Source organism: Paenibacillus sp. MZ04-78.2, from assembly GCF_024213375.1.
GTDB lineage: Bacteria > Bacillota > Bacilli > Paenibacillales > NBRC-103111 > Paenibacillus_G.
Genome location: NZ_JANAVJ010000002.1, coordinates 248,546 through 266,970, shown reverse-complemented (window position 1 = coordinate 266,970; position 18,425 = coordinate 248,546). Strand labels below are relative to the sequence as shown.

Sequence of the window (18,425 nt, the reverse complement as noted above, 5' to 3'; positions counted from 1 at the left end):
ATTCCTCTAGTATAAAGCAATTTGGTTTGCGTTGGAATAGAGGAAATGCGGTTTCCTGAACTGCGTTTTGTCCGGTCTTGGCCGTGCTTTTACAAAATGTTCATACCCCGATAATACGCGCTTAACGCTGGGAGATACAATAAAGGTAAATACGTGGAGCTGGAGGTTTTTGATATGGAGAAACTACTCGGTAGATTGCTGTTGGCCGCGGGGTGCTTCGCCATCCTGTGCGTGCTCGGGTGGACCTCGCCGGAAAATCCGTCCGCAGCCCTGCATGCCAATCCTCTAAAAGCAAGTCACGAGCAAGGCCAACGAATCTCGGCTTTCAATTATTATGTACAGAACGGAAACTGATCGGACAAACGATTGCATAACAAAAAGGGGAGGCATGGGCGCCTTCCCTTTTTGTTTGCCGGAACAAAGGTCCGGGGCTACTGCGTTCTTCCGCGATGCTCCACCAAGTCAATGGCTCCCAGCACGACGTGTGCGAGCCCAAAACCGACGACCGCCGCGGCCGCCATCGGGAATCTGTTTCGCATAGCCGCGCCGGATGCTGCGACAGCTGTACCGAGAACGGTTGGAATTAGACCTTCGCGCATTGTTCTTACCCCTCCTCGCAGCGGATTGAATGATGTAGCGTTTTTAGCATCGATTTTTGCGATCGTTTTTATGCTCTTTCGGAATTGCAATGTTTTGGCTTGAAATCTATAATATCGTAAACGAATGGGCTAAACTAACCAAGGGAGGAAACGCAAAAGATGATACGGAGAGGACAGGCGGTCGGACTGAAGGAATGGGCCGTGGCCGTCGAGGCTTTGAAGCAGGGGAAACAGATCCTGATCATGCGTAAAGGCGGCATCCGCGAGGAAACCCGGGATTTCCAAGTGGAATCCGACAGCTTTTATTTGTACCCTACCTACGAGCACCAGCGCAAAGAGCTGATCAAGCCGGAGTACGCGGAGCGGGTGGACGACCAGGCCCCCGAATGGAGCGGTGGGCAAGCGGAAATCGGATGCTTCGCCGAGCTTGCCGAGGATATCCTAATCGAGACCGAGGAACAGCTCGCGAAGCTGAAGCCGTTTCACATTTGGTCGGACCGGCTGGCCGAAGAGCGGCTGAAGTGGAAGCGGACGAAGCCGCTGCATGTCATGCTGCTCAGGGTGTATGCGCTGGACGAGCCTGTGCGAATCCCGGTGCTGGACGAATATAACGGGTGCAAATCGTGGATCGGGCTCCCCGAATCGCTGCATGGGGCTCCGCGCCGGCCAGTGCTGACAGACGAAGCTTTTGCGATCGAGACCAACCGGATTCGGGAGTCGCTTGCGCAAAAATAGTTTCGGGAAATCCGCGGCTGGGCCTTTCTTGATTTTGCATATTGAGATATACTATTATTATTGAGAATCATTGATAATCAATTTGTAATGATTATCATTAAATAATTATTAAAACTCGGAGGCACGAAACTATGGCAAACGTACCGCATTTTACTATAGACGGTTTGAAAGCGACTGTCGAAGGCAAAGAGATTTTGAAAGGTCTCAACTTGACGATTAAGGGCGGCGAAGTTCATGCGATCATGGGACCGAACGGAACGGGCAAAAGTACGCTGGCGTCCGCTCTCATGGGCCACCCGAAATACGAAGTGACGGAAGGCGCCGTAACGCTGAACGGCGAGGACGTGCTTGAGATGGCGACGGACGAAAGAGCGCGTGCGGGCCTGTTTCTTGCCATGCAGTATCCGAGCGAAATTGCAGGCGTGACGAACGCGGACTTCCTGCGCAGCGCGATCAATGCCCGCCGCGAGGAAGGCAGCGAAATTTCGCTGATCAAGTTCATCCGTCAGATGGAAGCGAAAATGAAGGAACTGGAGATTAACCCGGAGTTCATGCACCGCTATTTGAACGAAGGCTTCTCCGGCGGCGAGAAGAAGCGCAATGAAATCCTGCAAATGGTGATGCTGGACCCAAGCATCGTTATTCTTGACGAGATCGACTCGGGTCTCGATATCGACGCGCTGCGCATCGTGGCGGCGGGCGTGAACGCGATGCGTTCCGAAGACCGCGGCTTCCTGATCATCACCCACTACCAACGCCTGCTGAACTACATCACGCCGGACTACGTTCACGTGATGATGCAAGGACGCATCGTGAAATCCGGCGGACCGGAGCTGGCTCAGCGTCTGGAGAACGAAGGGTATGACTGGGTGAAAGAAGAGCTTGGAATCGTGAACGAGCGGGTAGGCCAGGACGAAGAGGAATTCAAGATTCCGATGAATACGACGGCTCCGAAATACTAAGCAATCGAAAGGGAACAGGAGGATTAATCATGAGTACACAAACCGTTCTTCCGATCGATCGCGCAAGCTTGGTAGAGCTGTCCAAAGCGAGACAAGAGCCGGAGTGGATGACGACTCTGCGCGGGCAAGCGCTGGAGCTTGCCGGAACGCTCGAATTGCCGACATTGGAGAAAACAAGAATCGACCGTTGGAACCTCACTTCCTTCGGAACCTATAAAGCGGGCGCGAAGCTCGCATCGCTCGAAGAGCTGCCAGCCTCGGCCAAGAGCCTGCTGCAGAACGACGGGCAAGGACACCCGGACAATCTGATCGTACAGAAAAACTCGGGCATCGTGTACAGCAGCGTCTCCGAGACGTTGAAGCAGCAAGGCGTCGTATTTACGAGCCTCGAAGAAGCGCTCCAAACGCACGGCGAGCTGGTGCAGAAATATTTTATGTCTGTCATAGGCAAGGATGAAAACCGCCTGACGGCGCTGCATACGGCGCTTTGGAGCGGCGGCGTGTTCCTGTACGTTCCGAAAAACGTGCAGGTGGAAGTACCCGTCCAAGCGCTGTTCGTGACGGACGACGCCGAAGCGAGCTTTTCGCCGCACGTCTTGATCGTTGCCGAGCAGCATGCGTCGGTGACTTACGTTGACAACTTCGTTTCCGAAGGCAGTTTGAATGGTCTGGTGCAAAACGGCGTTGTGGAAGTCGTCGTCAAGCCGGGAGCGAAGGTAACCTTTGCCTCGGTGCATAATTTGAACGAATCGGTCACCGACCTGACGTACCGCCGCGCTCTTGTGGAGAATGACGGAAGCATCGAGTGGATCGTCGGCGAGATGCATTACGGCAACGCGATGTCGGATACGACTTCGATTTTGAAAGGCAACGGCTCCACCTCCGATGCGAAGGTGATCTGCGTCGGTACCGGCGAGCAGAAGCTGAACGTGTCCACCCGGGCGGTTCACTTCGGCAAAAGCTCCGACAGCCAGATGATTACCCGCGCAGTTATGCGTGACGGGGCAACGGCCATCATCAACGGCATTACCAAAATCGAGAAGGGCGCGACCAAAGCGAACGGCGAGCAAACGGAAAAAGTGCTGATGCTCAGCCCGAAAGCGCGCGGCGACGCCAACCCGATTCTGCTGATCGACGAGGACGACGTCACGGCGGGCCATGCAGCCAGCGTGGGTCAAGTGAATCAAGAACAGGTATACTATATGATGTCGCGCGGCGTTTCGCGTGAAGAAGCCGAACGGCTGATCATTTACGGCTTCCTGGCACCGGTGGTGTCTCAAATTCCACTGGAGCAAATCGCGTCACAGCTGCAGCTTCTTGTGGAAAGGAAGCTGGGACAATGAATACGGCGGACATACGCAGTCAATTTCCCATTCTTCATCAGGATGTGAACGGACATCCGCTCGTTTACCTGGATTCGGCAGCCACATCGCAAAAGCCGGTGTCGGTGATCGAAACCGTCAAACGTTACTACGAGCTTGATAATGCGAACGTGCACCGCGGCGTCCACACGCTCGGCTCCCGCGCGACGGACGCTTATGAGGGCGCGCGCGAGAAGGTGCGCCGCTTCATCAACGCTTCGTCTACGGAAGAAATCATCTTTACCCGCGGGACGACGACAGCGATCAATCTGGTCGCTTCAAGCTACGCGCGGGCCGTATGCGGCGAAGGGGACGAAATCGTCATTACGCCGATGGAGCACCACAGCAATCTCATTCCATGGCAGCAGGTCGCGAAAGCGACCGGCGCTGTCTTGAAATATATTCCACTACAGCCGGACGGAACGATTCGTCTGGAGGATGTGGAAAAAACGATTACCGAGCGCACCAAAATCGTATCGGTCGTATACGTATCCAACGTGCTCGGCGTTGTTAACCCGGTGAAGGAAATCGCGGAAATCGCCCATCGCCACGGCGCAAAAATGATGGTGGACGGCGCACAAAGCACGCCGCACCTCAAGGTGGACGTGCAGGCGCTGGGCTGCGATTTTTATACGTTATCCGGCCACAAGATGTGCGCTCCTACCGGCATCGGCGCTCTTTACGGCAGGAAAGAGCTGCTGCTGGAAATGGAGCCGATCGAATTCGGCGGCGAGATGATCGACCATGTCGGCTTGTACGACTCTACATGGAAAGACCTGCCGTGGAAATTCGAAGGCGGCACGCCGATTATCGCAGGCGCCGTCGGGCTGGGAGCGGCAATCGATTTCCTCGAAAGCATCGGCTTGGAAGCCATAGAGCAGCATGAGAAGCAGCTGACGGCTTACGCGATGGAACGGATGCTGCAAATCGATGGCTTAACGGTCTACGGTCCGCAGCAAAATCGTGCGGGGCTGATCACGTTCAACTTGGACGACGTGCATCCGCATGACGTGGCCACCGTGCTCGACGCCGACGGGATCGCGGTACGTGCCGGCCACCACTGCTGCCAGCCGCTGATGCGCTGGCTGAACGTCACGGCAACCGCCCGTGCGAGCTTCTATCTGTATAATACCGAAGCCGATGTAGACCGGTTGGTCGCTTCCCTTATTAAAACAAAGGAGTACTTCGGCTATGCACTTGGATGATTTATACCGCAGAGTCATTATGGATCATTACAAAAATCCCCGCAACCGCGGCACGTTCGAGAATCAGTCCGTCAGTATCGATCTGAACAATCCGACCTGTGGCGATAAAATCCAGCTTCAAATGCAGGTCGAAGACGGCAAGGTCAAAGCGGCCAAATTCGTAGGCGAAGGCTGTTCGATCAGCCTTTCTTCCGCTTCGATGATGACGGAGGCCGTAAAAGGCAAGACGCTGGAAGAAGCGCTGGAAATGGCCGAGAAGTTTTCCGGACTGATGAAAGGCGAGCCTGTGGAATTCGAATACGAGGACTTGGAAGCTCTGTCCGGCGTGAACAAATTCCCTGCCCGGATCAAGTGCGCGACACTCGCTTGGAACGCGCTGCGCAAAGGAATCGATCAAGTAAACACCAACAAATAAGGAGGTACGGTACCCATGGCAAAGAAAATGCCTGAGATGGAAGAATATAAATATGGGTTTCGCGACGAGCACAAAAACATATTCCAGAGCGGAAAAGGCTTGACCCGTGAAATCGTGACCGAGATTTCCAGAATGAAAGGCGAACCGGAATGGATGCTGGAGTTCCGTCTGAAGTCGCTGGAGCAGTTTTTGAAAATGCCGATGCCGCGTTGGGGCGGCAATATGGACGATCTGGATTTCGACGACATTCAATACTATGTGAAGCCTTCTGAGAAGCAGGGGAAAACGTGGGAAGAAGTGCCGACGGAAATCAAAGAAACGTTCGACAAGCTTGGTATCCCGGAGGCGGAGCAGAAGTTCCTGGCGGGCGTATCCGCTCAGTACGAGTCTGAAGTCGTTTATCACAGCATGCAGAAGGATCTGGAAGATCAAGGCGTGCTGTTTATGGACACGGATAGTGCGCTTAAAGAGCATCCGGAAATTTTCAAGAAGTATTTCGGGACGATCATTCCGCCGAGCGACAATAAATTCGCAGCGCTCAACAGCGCGGTATGGTCCGGCGGCAGCTTCATCTACGTGCCGAAGGGCGTGAAGGTGGAAATTCCGCTGCAAGCTTACTTCCGGATCAACTCGGAAAACATGGGGCAATTCGAGCGTACGCTCATCATCGCCGACGAAGGCAGCTTCGTGCATTACGTCGAAGGTTGTACGGCTCCGGTGTACAGCACGAACTCGCTGCACAGCGCCGTTGTTGAGATCATCTGCCTCAAAGATTCTCGCGTTCGCTACACCACGATTCAGAACTGGGCGCCGAACATTTACAACCTGGTTACGAAGCGTGCGGTTGCGGAAGAAAACGCGACGATGGAATGGGTTGACGGCAACATCGGCTCCAAGCTGACGATGAAATATCCTGCGGTTGTGCTGAAAGGCCGCGGCGCGAAAGGCATGGTGCTTTCCATCGCTGTTGCGGGCAAAGGCCAGCATCAGGATGCCGGTGCGAAAATGACGCACTTGGCGCCGGACACGACATCGACGATCGTCTCCAAGTCGATCAGCAAGCACGGCGGCAAAGTCACGTACCGCGGCTTGGCTTCGTTCGGACGCAACTCGGAAGGCTCCAAAGCGAACATCAAGTGCGATACGCTCATTATGGATAACGAATCGACTTCCGATACGATTCCATACAACGAAATCATGAACGACAACATTACGCTGGAACACGAAGCGACCGTCTCGAAAGTATCCGAGGATCAGCTGTTCTACTTGATGAGCCGCGGCTTGACGGAAGCAGAAGCGACGCAAATGATCGTTATGGGCTTCATCGAGCCGTTCACGAAAGAACTGCCGATGGAGTACGCGGTCGAGATGAACCGTCTCATCAAGTTCGAGATGGAAGGCTCGATCGGCTAAGTTTAAATTTTCGGGGAAACATGCAAATACGTATCCGCGGTGACGTTTACGCTTAGGTGTAAAGTCGCCCGGATACGTATTTTTTTATAGGGTAAATAAATAAAGGAGCAACTGCGTTAAGCCGAAGATGAAAAACTTCCATCGCCGCCTTAAGGAGCAAAGTGGCTGTGGAGGTTTTAACGTTCCTAAGGAACGGCGTCTTTGATTGGTTATTTATAACCCAAATAGGCAACGACGGTGAAATCACCCGGGGAGTTCAAGACAAGTCGATACTGCCCGTCGGGTTGATTTTTCATGAAAACTATTCTCGCAATGTATGCAGGAGAACTGCGCTTATTTGTTTCCAGCATACCGGATGCATAGGCCCCTGACTCCTGCTTCATCCTATAAAGGGACCGAATTCTGGCGAATTCACGAATGAGAGGAGCATGGTGCGATGATCGGATCATGGCGGCGTCCGGTGGCGGCCTCGTTGATTATGTGCTTGCTGGCGGCAGGTTGCGGGCCTCAATTATCCAAGGAACAGCGGCTTTCGAATCAACAGGGTATTCCGAGCAACCAGGGTCAAGCCGCAAACCGGTTAAAAAGCGAAGAAATGAACGGAAAAACGACAACGATCGGCCTGAACGGCGGAATTATTCGCATGCTGCCGCAGGGCCGGGTAGAAATGACGATTCCCACCGTGACGATAGGCGGTACCGCTTATGTGGTCGGTTCCGATTTTGCCAAAATTGTCGGATTCCGGTCCAATTGGGATCAGTCCAGGGGAGTATTTCAGTTGGGAGAGCACGATGCGTCTTACGAGCTGAAGCCGGGCCAAACGTCGGCGCTGAGAGACGATGAGACACTGGCGCTTAAGGAAGCGCCTATTGTTTTTAATTCCCAGATACATATCCCCGTGTCGGCGTTAAACCCGGTGTTTGAGAAAGATTTTTCATTCGAAATCAAGGAACAGGCGGCGGTCGTCCAAGCCACCGACTGGACGGTTAGCGGGGCGATCGACGGCCCGCTGGAGGCGAGTACGGGAGCGGAGCTTGACTTCGGCGACGATCCGAAGGACCCGTTTCAAGGAACGGGAGGGGCTTCGGCGATGAGGCTGGAGCGTGACCCGCGGCTGGAGGCTTCCGATGCTGTGGAGGCCATGAGGGGGCTGGAAGGTTTTTCCGGAAAGGAAGACATGGCGGTCCCCGTTCTAAGGCAGGTCGATATGAACGCTTTGCTGACGCGGGCGCAGCGATACGTCGGCGTGAACTATGAGTTCGGCGCCGCGCCTTATGCGACCTCGGGCAAGTTCGACTGCTCCACGTTTACGCAATATGTGTTTGCCAAATCCGGTATGACGCTGAACCGGACAGCTCGGGCCCAAGCCAAGCAAGGCAACGCAGTCGACCGAAAGCAATTGCGGAAAGGCGATCTATTGTTCTTTTACGTTCCCGGCAAGTTTCGCAGCCAGAAGACGATCGGCCATGTCGGCATCTATTTAGGGAACCAGAGAATGATTCACGCTGCTCCGGAGCTAAAAGACGGCGTGCAGATTACCCATATCAACAATCTGTATTGGAAGCAGACGTTTTTGGCTGCCAAGCGGGTATCCCCTTAAGAAAGAAACAGCCCAGTCGGTTATCCGTCAGGGCTGTTCTTCTTATGTAAGGCATTCGTTCATTAATCCGCGAAAATATGCTCGACTTCCAAATCCGTCCGTTCCGATAAATCGATGAATGTGCCGTCAAAATTAACGAGCGGCCGGAAAACATCGGTCGGATGGGTGAGTATGATGGTGCCCGTTTCGCCGGAGGCAAGCTGAACTTTTTTGCCGATAAAATTCGGGACCATGTGCTGGATAAATAACTGCGTAATTTGGGGATCAATTTGCCCGAAGCTACACTGGTGAAGCTCGCGCAGGACGAACAGCAGATCGCGTTTTTTCTGGTATACCCGGCTTGAGATCATGGCGCTGTAAATGTCCGCAACAGCGACGATCTTGGACAGCGGATGAATTTCTTCTCCGCCCAGACCGTATGGATAGCCGGACCCGTCGAGCCGTTCATGATGCTGTAAAGCAGCCAAGCATACTTCCGCGGGCAACCCCGAACGCTGCAGCAGCTCGTATCCGTAGACCGTATGCTTTTTCATGCGTTCATATTCTTCCGCCGTCAATTTTTCGGGCTTCCGAAGAATGGCCGGATCGATGAGGCTTTTGCCAATGTCATGTAAATAGCCCGCTTTGCCGACAAGTATTGCATCCGATTCCGATTGCCCGAGCCACTTGGCGATATAATAGGAGATCATGCCTACTTGCACGCTGTGTTGATACGTATAATCGTCCGTATTGTTTAACACGAGCAGAAGCGAAACGACGTCCCTCACCTGATGAACTTGCTGGACAAGCGGATTAAAACCGTTATCAATTTGGTCCTTGTACACAATGCCTTTTTGAATCGCTTGCTCAAAAATGTTTTTCATGCCGTCCACTGCTTCATGGTAGGCTGTTACCGCGGCAGCTGAAGCAGCGTGCATCGTCCGCGCGGGTGGAGATTCGTCTATTGCTGCGTCGGGCTCCGGGTCATCCGGAAAAGCGATGTCCACTTCGTCGATTTTGTGCAGCTTCAGCTTCTCGATGTCATCGACGGAAAGCTCGGTATGTGCGGATAGGACCAGCAGTCCGTACCCGTTAAACGTATCAGAGCCGAGCCGATCACCAACTTTGACTTGATGGATCGATATGAGCACAACGGGTTCACCTCTGTCCTGGGGTCACGGGGCTTTACCGGAGTAAAAGTCCCTTTTGTCTCATGATAACAGGAAAATGAACCCAAGGCACTCGAATTTTGTCGAATGAAGTAAAAATTAATTAATATTTTTAACGAATTTTCGTATTTTGTATTTGTAAACGAATTACATTCCGATATAGCGGCTGTACAAGCTTTTGGCCAGAATAGGGTCTTCGGTGCCCTGTACGATCATTCGTCCGTCCGGGAAAAGCACCAATGTCAACGATTCGTCCAAACGAAGCTTGAGGAGAAACGGATTTTTCTCGACCGGTCCAAGCGGCTGAAGCCGTTCGGCCCATTCTTCCAAAGATAGCGCTGCAGGGGCAACGGGCTGGATTTGGACGGAATTCCGGCCGCACAGCGTCTGGATCGTATCTTCCTCCAGCGAAGCATCCAGGTATTCGAATTGACGTTTCGCGCAGCAAGGGCAATCTGCTTTGCGCGCTTTCGACACGTCGATCGCGGCGTATTGGTTGTACCAGAGATCCCAATGGACCATCTTGCGGCTTAGCTGCTGATGGACCCCCACAAGCAGCTTGAGCGCTTCGGCCGCTTGGTGGGAGGCGACCGTATGAATGATCGATCCGATCACGCCTGCCGTATCGCATGTTTCCGTCGTGCCACGCGCGGGCGGTTGGTCGAACAAGCACCGCAGACAAGGCGTTTCGCCGGGAATGACGGTATGCGAGACGCCGCGGGAGCTTACGGCGCCGCCGTAAATCCACGGAATTTCGTGCTTGACGCTGACATCGTTAATTAAAAAGCGCACCGCAAAATTGTCCGTGCCGTCCAGAATAAGCTGGACGTCGGACAGCCATTGCTCGGCATTGGCGAAGTTCAAGTCAGCCACGACCGGTTCGATGACAACGCCGGAGTTCGCCGCGCCAAGCCGGGCCGCAGCCGCTTCCGCTTTGGGCGCGGAGCCGGCCGCATCCGCTTCGTCGTAAAGCATCTGCCGCTGCAGATTGCTCCGCTCGACGAAGTCGCGGTCGATCAGGCGCACGAAGCCGATACCGGCGCGCACCATATGATTGGCGAGCACCGTTCCGAGCGCGCCCATACCCACGATGGCGATACGGGCTTGCAGCAGCTTGGCTTGGCCGGTTTCCCCGATGGGGGCGAACAGCATCTGCCGCGAATACCGTTCCCGGTCTGCGACTTGTACGTTCTGCTGCTCCGTCATGCTGTCGGATACATTCATGCCAGCGTCTCTCCTTCCTGCGGAAGACCGGCTGCCGGATTCCAGGGACCTTGCTGATGTCCCTTCCACTCCGAGCCGTCTTCCCATATTTCCTTTTTCCAGATCGGCACGATTTGCTTCAGCCGCTCGATGGCATAACGGCTCGCTTCATAGGCGGAGTCGCGGTGCGGGGAGGATACGGCAATGACGACGCTCGTCTCGCCTGCCGGCACCGTACCGAGCCGGTGCGTAATCGCGAGCCGCGTACCCGGCCACCGCGAGGACAGCTCGTCGCCGATTTGACGCATCGTTTTCAGCGCCATCGGCTCGTAGGCTTCGTATTCCAGCATCACGGTCCTTTTGCCGTGGGTAAATTCCCGGGTGGTGCCGACAAACGCCAGCGTCGCGCCATGGTCCGGGTGCAGCACTTTAGCCGTTACCTCATCGGTACGGATCGGATCGCGGGTGATGGCGTAGGGCTCCGGCTCGCCGCCGGAAACCGGCGGGATGAGCGCGACTTCGTCTTGCCCGGTGATGCGGACCGCATCGTCCGCATATTGCTGATTCACCGCGACGAACGCTTGCTTAAGCACGTCCGATGCCGTGGGGTAGCGGGCGGCCAGCAGCGCTTTGAGCTCCTGCGGCGTCAGCCCGTCTTGTTCTATGTCCAGCTCCAGTACCGGAGAACCGAAATGCTCGGCCAATCCGGCGAAAAGCAGCAGCTTCAGCTTCATGGTTGCTCTACTCCTTCGTTCTAGCGGCCTTTCGAAGTCCGGCGAATGGAGCCTCAGTGCGGCAGAGGGTTGCTCCGGCCGCCGTCAAGCTCGCGATTCACCGGCTTTGCGGGCTGTTCTTTTAAGTTTCAGCATACCATATTTTTAGCGAAAAATGATATAATGGTTGGTGATGTTTCAAGGGAGATGGAGGTTGCTCCGTTCATCTACTCGCTACTTGAAGGAAGGTGCCTTTGTGATCGAACGAATGAGGCTGCGCGTCCTTCATACGAACGATATTCACAGCCACTTTGAACAAATGCCCCGCATCGCCTCCGTCCTGCGGAGGCTTCGCGCGGAAGCCGGAGAAGAGCGGACGCTTACGCTCGATATCGGGGATCATATCGACCGGATGCGTCCGGAAACCGAAGGGACGGACGGCCGGGCGAACATCGCGGTGCTGAATGCATCCGGGTATGAAGCGGTCACGCTCGGCAACAACGAGGGATTGTCCTATACGGAGGACGTGCTTTCGGAGCTGTATGGCCGACAGGCCAGCTTCGCCACCGTCCTCTGCAACCTGCCGTCATCGGCTACGGGAGCGCTGCCACCTTGGGCGGTGCCGTATCATATCGTCCGAAAAGCGGGCTTGCGCATCGGGCTGATCGGAGTCACCGCCTGCTTTCCCGAGTTTTATAACCTGCTCGGGTGGGACGTGCGGGAGCCGTTCGACGCCGTGCCGCCCCTTGTCCGGCAGCTTCGTCCCGAAGTGGACGTGCTCATCGTCATGTCCCATCTTGGGCTGCGCAACGACGAGCGCATGGCGGCCGAAGTGCCGGGCATTGATTTGATCTTAGGCGGGCATACGCATCATCTGCTCGAAGAACCGCTGCGCATCGGCGGGACGCTCGTCTGCGCCGCGGGCAAATACGGACAATACGTCGGAGTCGTCGATTTGGAATGGGACCCTGCGGAAAAGAAGCTGGCGCGTGCGGAGGCTTCCGTACAAGCGGTGGCTATCGAGCCGGAGGATGAGGAGATCCGCAGCCTGATCGGGCAGTATAGCCTTCGCGCCGCCGCCGAATTGGACCGCGAGGTGGCCCGCCTGCCTGTCGAGATGCCGTTCGATTGGTATGGCGAATCGCCGCTCGGGAATTTGCTGGCCGGGGGATTGCGCCGGTGGACGGGAGCCGAGATCGGCCTGGTCAATGCCGGACAGCTGCTCGGCGGGCTGCTGCAAGGCCCGGTATCGGCCGGTATGCTGCTTCAATTATGCCCGTCGCCGATCAACCCGTGCCGGATGAAGCTGACCGGAACGCGGCTGCTTCGCGCGCTGGAGGAATCGCTGCTTCCCGAGTTTATGGACAAACCGCTGTACGGCTACGGCTTTCGCGGCAAAGTGCTCGGGACGCTGTGCATGGACGGACTTACGGTACATTACGACCCGGAAGGGGCCGATTATGCGAAAATTCGCGCCGTGGACGTCGGCGGGCAGCCGCTGGAGGCGGAGCGGCAGTATTGGGTCGGCTCCATCGACATGTTTACGTTCCGGGTCGGCTTCACGTCTCTCGGAGAAGGGACGGAGCCTCAATTCTTCCTGCCGGAATTTTTGCGCGATGTGCTGCTCCGGGAGCTTTGCGACGAAACGTCGCTTCAGCGCAGCTTTTCCCGGCGATGGCGCACGGTCGGAGAATCGCCGCACGATACTTAATTCCCGGTGTGTACAATCCGCGGCAAACAAGCTAGAATATAAAAAGCGATAAATGATACGAACTGGATCAATTCGTGGGAGAGAGTGGAGGATCGTATGCACGATTGGTGGGTAGCGGTGATTATCGGCATCGTGGAAGGCTTGACGGAGTTTTTGCCTGTTTCGTCCACGGGCCACATGATTTTGACAAGCACGCTGCTGGGGATTCCGGATACGGATGAATTGATCAAAACGTTCGAGATCGTCATTCAGCTCGGCGCCATACTGGCCGGGGTCGTCGTGTATTGGAAACGGATTTTGCGGCTCTTCGGCCTCAGCAAGGAAAAGCCCAAAGCAGGCAAAGGGATGAACTTGCTGCATATTATGCTGGCGATTGTGCCGACGCTGGCGATCGCGTATTTGACGAAAGACTTTATTAAAGCCCACCTTTTCTTGCCGTCCACCGTGCTTATCGGCTTGATCCTCGGAGGTGTGCTGCTCATCGTCGGGGAGAAGTTCCAGCCAGAGGTAACGGCGCACGATGTCGACGAGCTGACGTACAAGCAGGCGTTCTTCATCGGTCTATGGCAGATCATTTCGATTTGGCCGGGCTTCTCCCGTTCGGGATCGACGATTGCCGGAGGGATGCTGGCCGGGGCGAGCCGCAAGGCCGCCGCCGACTTTACGTTTATTATCGCCATCCCCGTCATGGTAGCGGCTACCGGATACGAGCTGCTAAAAAACCTCGATATGTTCTCTTCCGGCGCTCTCGGATTTTTTGCCATCGGCTTTATCGTTTCATTCATCGTAGCGCTGCTCGCGGTCGTCACGTTCATCAAATTCGTACAAAAGTTCAGCATGTCGTATTTTGCGTATTATCGCTTTGTCGCCGCCGCGCTGTTCTGGATTTTCGTGCTGCGGTAGCATTGTTCGGAATTCGACAATATTTTGCCGGAAATTGAGGGGTTTCTCTCGTTTTCGGCTTTTTTTGTCAGCAGATCATATGAATTTTGTCAAAACGCGAAAAAATATATTGCTCTTTTTATTCGAATTCGATACGCTTAATCATATTGATAATTTTCTAAATTTTTCTTTTAGAAAGAAGACGTGGTTCGTAAATGCGTTTGCTTCCGCTAAGCATAGTCAAACCCGGCATGCGCCTTGGAAAAAAAATATACAACTCGGATGGGTTGACACTGCTTGGCGAGCGGGTGGAATTGACGCAGGCGCTTATTACCCGCTTGGGCAAGCATGGTGTAGACTTTGTATATATCGACGATCCTCGAACCCGGGATCTGATTGTCCGCGATGTCCTTAGCGAAGAGACGCGGCTCCATGCGATTACCCAGATCCGGACCTCCTTCCGTAAAATGATGGAGGATCAGGTCAAGCGCAAGCTGGTGGGTCAGCTGCAGGTCGGCAAAGCGTTTCGCGGGATGATGAGCATGATTTTGGACGATTTGAGCCAGCACAAGGATGCCATGATTATGCTGACCAATATAAGCCTCATGGACGAATATTTGTTCCAGCATTCACTCAATGTGTGCATCTATGCGACGATGCTTGGCATGGCGCACGGGTACGAGCGGGAAGAGCTGATGACGCTCGGCCTTGGGGCGCTGCTCCACGACGTGGGCAAGACCCAAATTCCGCTTGAGCTGCTGCGCAAAAAAGGAAAGCTGTCGGACAGCGAATATGAGCAGATCAAGCACCATACGGTATTCGGCTTTCAATTTCTGAAGGACGAGCCCAACATTCCGCTGCTTGCTGCGCACTGTGCCTTTCAGCATCACGAAAGACTGGACGGCAGCGGGTACCCGCGCGGACTGAAAGGCTCGGAAATTCACGAATACGCGCGCTGGATCGGGCTGGTCGATTCTTACGACGCCATGACGACCCACCGCGTGTACCGCAGCGCCATGCTTCCGCATCAGGCGATGGAAATTTTGTTTACCGGATCGGGCACCTTGTACGAAACCCAGCAGATCGAGCTGTTCCGAGATAAAATCGCCATCTATCCGATTGGCATTACCGTTACTTTAAACACGGGTGAAACGGGAGTGGTTGTCGATCTGAATGCGAACGTGCCGCAGCGCCCGGTCGTGCGGCTGCTGCAGGATGCGGAGGGACAGGAGCTGAAGGATACGCCCGAAATCGATTTGTCCAAAATGCTGTCGGTCATGATCACCGGCGTCAACTATAAACCTATATAGTTTCAGCGTATGCAGAGGCAGCTTCCCGGAAGCTGTCTTTTTTTTGATGTTGTCAGGCGCTTGGATTTTAATTTGAAGCATAGCTGATTTTTTAGTATAATGTTAAATTATAAACTAACTTCCCTTTCGTAAGGAGGTGATCGAGTGGACCCAATTTCAAACGAAGAGGAATGCATGGCTTCCGTGGAGGAGGCACTCCAAATTTTCGGAGGAAAATGGTCTTTCCTTGTCCTCCGTCAACTGTTTAAAGGTCCGCAGCGATTCAATCAATTGCGCCGTAATCTGGACCATATCAGCACCAAATCATTGACCGATATTTTGCGTCATCTGGAGGAGCATGAGATTATTCTTCGTCAAGTGTTTCCTACGGTACCGGTTACCGTCGAATATTCCTTAACGGATAAAGGCAAAGACTTTCAAACCATACTTGTGGAAATGGGAAATTGGGCAAGAAAATGGGCAAAGCCGCGCGGCAGCGACCTTTCCGAACAGCGGGAGTAAGGTACGATGCGGCAGGACGGCGGTTTTATTTTCAATCGTATTACGATACAATGGGTAATATATTATTGTTAGATTTTACTTTTTAAACAAGTCAGGTGTGAAAAAACAACATGTTCAACCGTTTAATCGTCAACGATGTGCCCGTATTGCCCCAGATAACGCCCGAATACGATCCGTGGGACCCGCTGCGCTCGTTGCAAACGCATGGCGAACACCGGTTGACGAGCGTCGAGCTGACCGTGACGAATTTATGCAACATGCGCTGCGAGCATTGCGCCGTCGGCGAATCGCTCATGGTATCGGAAGGACCGCGCATCCCGCTGAATGTCATCTTGAAGCGGCTGGACGAAGTCGAGGGATTGGAGACGATCAGCATCACCGGCGGGGAGCCGAGCTATCACGAGCAGACGGTGCGCGACTATATCGTCCCCCTGCTGCGTTACGCCAGGGAACGGGGAGTCCGTTCGCAGATCAATTCCAACGTGACGCTGGACCTTTCACGATACGAAGCGATGGCTCCTTATCTCGACGTGATGCATATTTCATTCAACTATTTGAACGCCGACGATTTCTACGAAGTCGGGTTCGTCCGGACAGACCGAAGAGTATCTGCCACGACGGCGGCCAAGCTATATGAACGGATGGTCGAGAATGCGAAAGCGCTCGCTAGCGGCGGGATGTTCGTTTCGGCGGAATCGATGATCAATTACCGGACGCACGGGAAGCTAAGCGGAATCCATCGGCTGATTCAAGAGATGGGATGCCGCCGCCACGAGGTGCACCCGATGTATTCAAGCGCTTTCGCCTCCAATTTGCCGGTGCTGACACTGGATCAGACGCGGGCCGCGATTCATCGGCTGCTCGACGACCGCGACCGTGATTTATGGATGCTGTTCGGCACGCTGCCCTTTTATGCTTGCAGCCCGCTGGAGGAGGACCGGGAGCTGGTAACCCGTCTTCGCCGCGAGCCGAACGTGACCGTGCGCAACGACCCGGACGGCCGCAACCGCCTTAACGTGAATTTGTTCACGGGCGATGTTTTCGTCACCGATTTTGCGGATGTGCCGGCGCTTGGCAACATTCATGCGGATCGGCTCGATCAAGTCTTCGAGCGCTGGAAAGGACATCGCCTGAATAAAGTCGTGAGCTGCCATTGTCCGGCGGCGAACTGCTGCGGACCGAATCTTCTGGTCGTCGATACGTATTATAAAGATGTCGATTTCGGCAAGCGGAAAGCATTTGTGTAATTCAGTCATTATCTCATTTTACTTTTGCAAAGGAGACTGATCCTTCTTGGAAAGTCACAGTACGGGGTTCGATTTCGGATTAATTTCGCTTAATCTTTTACTGGTCTTGTTTTTGGTGCTGCTGAACGGTTTTTTTGTCGCAGCGGAGTTTGCATTGGTGAAAGTCCGGACTACGCGCCTGCAGCAGTTGGAGAGCGAGGGAAACCCGAAAGCCAAGTATGCGCTCGCCGTAACCCAAAAGCTGGATGCTTACCTGTCCTCCACGCAGCTTGGCATTACGCTGGCGTCGCTGGGCTTGGGCTGGGTAGGCGAACCGGCTATCTCGCATCTGATCGTCCAACCGGCTTTGGCCGTGTTCGGACTCGAAGAAGCCTGGTATGCCAATGCCTTGTCGTTTGCGATCGGATTCGCCGTAATCACCTTCATGCATATCGTGCTTGGCGAGCTAGCGCCCAAATCCATGGCTATTCAGAAATCGGAAGCAACCTCTCTATGGCTGTCGGCTCCTTTAATGCTGTTTTACAAACTCTTTTATCCGGTAATCTGGCTGCTGAACGGCGCCGCGAACAAGCTCTTGAAGCTGGCCGGGTTTCGGCCTGCTATCGAGCAAGAAGCCCATACGGAAGAAGAAATTCGGATTTTGATGGACCAGAGCGCCCGGAGCGGTCATATCGACAAAGACGAGCTGGCGTTATTCGCTAATATATTTGAGTTTTCCGATCGGGTCGCGAGAGAAATTATGCTTCCGCGGACCGATATGGATTGTTTGTTTACCGAGCTCAGCTTTGAGGATAACTTAAAAATCGTTTACGAAACGAAGCATACGCGCTATCCGGTGGCCACGAACGATAAAGATGAAATCATCGGATTTGTCCATATGTCGGACGTGCTCACTTGCGATCCGGACAAGAAACACGATCTCAAAGATTTCTTGCGTCCGGTGATTATGGTGCCCGAATCGATGGAAATCAGCCACGTACTTCGGCTAATGCAGAAGAAGCGTTCCCAGTTCGCCGTCGTGATCGACGAATACGGCGGAACGGCGGGGCTGATTACCACCGAAGACATTCTCGAAGAAATCGTCGGCGAGATTCACGACGAATTCGACGAAACGGAGCTGCCCGAGGTGGAGAAGATCGGAGATGCTTACTCCGTTGACGGGCGCGTGCTGCTGGAGGATCTTGACGAACGGCTTGCCCTCGGGATCGAGGACGACGAGGTGGATTCGATCGGAGGCTGGCTGTTCAAGCAGTTGGAGGGCTCCGTCTCCAAAGGCCGAAGGCTGGAGCAGAACGGCTTCTTGTTCGAAATTACGGAGGTCGAGCGTTTGCGTATTTTGCGTGTAAACATTCAACCTGTTCAGAAACAGCACGTTTTGGGTCCGCTTGCTGCTCAAAACCATCCTAACGAATAGGGGGTA

Annotated in this window: 18 protein-coding genes; 14 read left to right on the top strand and 4 right to left on the bottom strand. The window is 54.2% G+C overall.

Going from position 1 to position 18,425, the window contains the following annotated elements; all coding sequences use genetic code 11:
- Nucleotides 1-174: 174 nt before the first annotated feature.
- Nucleotides 175-354: a hypothetical protein gene (locus NLX71_RS02930; RefSeq protein ID WP_254361990.1), complete on the top strand. Its 180-nt coding sequence runs from the start codon at nt 175-177 to the stop codon at nt 352-354.
- 77 nt (nt 355-431) lie between these two features.
- Here NLX71_RS02930 and NLX71_RS02925 read toward each other — a convergent pair whose 3' ends face one another.
- Complete coding sequence (locus NLX71_RS02925) at nt 432-599, bottom strand: asparagine synthase (RefSeq protein WP_254361989.1); 168 nt, start codon at nt 597-599, stop codon at nt 432-434.
- A gap of 159 nt (nt 600-758) precedes the next feature.
- Here NLX71_RS02925 and NLX71_RS02920 point away from each other — a divergent pair, with 159 nt between their 5' ends.
- The 7 genes from NLX71_RS02920 (at nt 759) to NLX71_RS02890 (ending at nt 8,290) form a co-directional block, all read left to right on the top strand.
- On the top strand, nt 759-1,334 hold the full coding sequence (locus NLX71_RS02920; protein ID WP_254361988.1) for a DUF1802 family protein: 576 nt from the start codon (nt 759-761) through the stop codon (nt 1,332-1,334).
- Between the two features lie 131 nt (nt 1,335-1,465).
- On the top strand, nt 1,466-2,296 hold the full coding sequence (sufC, locus tag NLX71_RS02915; protein ID WP_254361987.1) for a Fe-S cluster assembly ATPase SufC: 831 nt from the start codon (nt 1,466-1,468) through the stop codon (nt 2,294-2,296).
- Between the two features lie 29 nt (nt 2,297-2,325).
- Nucleotides 2,326-3,639, top strand: coding sequence for a Fe-S cluster assembly protein SufD (gene sufD, locus NLX71_RS02910; RefSeq protein WP_254361986.1), 1,314 nt, complete (start codon nt 2,326-2,328; stop codon nt 3,637-3,639).
- Entirely contained in the window at nt 3,636-4,862 is a 1,227-nt protein-coding gene (locus NLX71_RS02905) for a cysteine desulfurase (protein WP_254361985.1), read from the top strand. Before sufD ends, NLX71_RS02905 begins: the two co-directional genes overlap by 4 nt.
- Nucleotides 4,849-5,277, top strand: a complete 429-nt coding sequence (gene sufU, locus NLX71_RS02900) for a Fe-S cluster assembly sulfur transfer protein SufU (RefSeq protein WP_254361984.1) — start codon at nt 4,849-4,851, stop codon at nt 5,275-5,277. The genes NLX71_RS02905 and sufU overlap by 14 nt, the downstream gene beginning before the upstream one ends.
- Before the next feature lie 15 nt (nt 5,278-5,292).
- Nucleotides 5,293-6,690, top strand: coding sequence for a Fe-S cluster assembly protein SufB (gene sufB, locus NLX71_RS02895; protein WP_254361983.1), 1,398 nt, complete (start codon nt 5,293-5,295; stop codon nt 6,688-6,690).
- Between the two features lie 436 nt (nt 6,691-7,126).
- Nucleotides 7,127-8,290: a C40 family peptidase gene (locus tag NLX71_RS02890; protein WP_254361982.1), complete on the top strand. Its 1,164-nt coding sequence runs from the start codon at nt 7,127-7,129 to the stop codon at nt 8,288-8,290.
- Nucleotides 8,291-8,352: 62 nt separating this feature from the next.
- Here the strand turns inward: NLX71_RS02890 and NLX71_RS02885 are convergent, their stop codons facing one another.
- From NLX71_RS02885 to moaD, 3 genes are all read right to left on the bottom strand, one after another.
- On the bottom strand, nt 8,353-9,420 hold the full coding sequence (locus NLX71_RS02885; protein WP_254361981.1) for an HD-GYP domain-containing protein: 1,068 nt from the start codon (nt 9,418-9,420) through the stop codon (nt 8,353-8,355).
- A 165-nt stretch (nt 9,421-9,585) separates the two neighbouring features.
- Complete coding sequence (locus NLX71_RS02880) at nt 9,586-10,662, bottom strand: ThiF family adenylyltransferase (protein WP_254361980.1); 1,077 nt, start codon at nt 10,660-10,662, stop codon at nt 9,586-9,588.
- Nucleotides 10,659-11,375 (bottom strand): molybdopterin converting factor subunit 1, encoded by a 717-nt coding sequence (moaD, locus tag NLX71_RS02875; protein WP_254361979.1) that lies wholly within the window; start codon nt 11,373-11,375, stop codon nt 10,659-10,661. Before moaD ends, NLX71_RS02880 begins: the two co-directional genes overlap by 4 nt.
- A 247-nt stretch (nt 11,376-11,622) precedes the next feature.
- Between moaD and NLX71_RS02870 the strand changes: the two genes are divergently transcribed.
- From NLX71_RS02870 to NLX71_RS02845, 6 genes are all read left to right on the top strand, one after another.
- Nucleotides 11,623-13,065: a bifunctional metallophosphatase/5'-nucleotidase gene (locus tag NLX71_RS02870; RefSeq protein ID WP_254362031.1), complete on the top strand. Its 1,443-nt coding sequence runs from the start codon at nt 11,623-11,625 to the stop codon at nt 13,063-13,065.
- A 96-nt stretch (nt 13,066-13,161) separates the two neighbouring features.
- Complete coding sequence (locus tag NLX71_RS02865) at nt 13,162-13,968, top strand: undecaprenyl-diphosphate phosphatase (RefSeq protein ID WP_254361978.1); 807 nt, start codon at nt 13,162-13,164, stop codon at nt 13,966-13,968.
- Between the two features lie 194 nt (nt 13,969-14,162).
- On the top strand, nt 14,163-15,257 hold the full coding sequence (locus NLX71_RS02860; RefSeq protein WP_254361977.1) for an HD-GYP domain-containing protein: 1,095 nt from the start codon (nt 14,163-14,165) through the stop codon (nt 15,255-15,257).
- Nucleotides 15,258-15,431: 174 nt separating this feature from the next.
- Nucleotides 15,432-15,758, top strand: coding sequence for a winged helix-turn-helix transcriptional regulator (locus tag NLX71_RS02855; RefSeq protein WP_302058056.1), 327 nt, complete (start codon nt 15,432-15,434; stop codon nt 15,756-15,758).
- Between the two features lie 110 nt (nt 15,759-15,868).
- Nucleotides 15,869-17,005 carry a radical SAM/CxCxxxxC motif protein YfkAB gene (gene yfkAB, locus NLX71_RS02850; protein ID WP_254361975.1) on the top strand — a complete coding sequence of 379 codons (1,137 nt, stop codon included), beginning with the start codon at nt 15,869-15,871 and terminating at the stop codon, nt 17,003-17,005.
- 46 nt (nt 17,006-17,051) lie between these two features.
- Nucleotides 17,052-18,419: a hemolysin family protein gene (locus NLX71_RS02845; RefSeq protein ID WP_254361974.1), complete on the top strand. Its 1,368-nt coding sequence runs from the start codon at nt 17,052-17,054 to the stop codon at nt 18,417-18,419.
- Nucleotides 18,420-18,425: the final 6 nt, after the last annotated feature.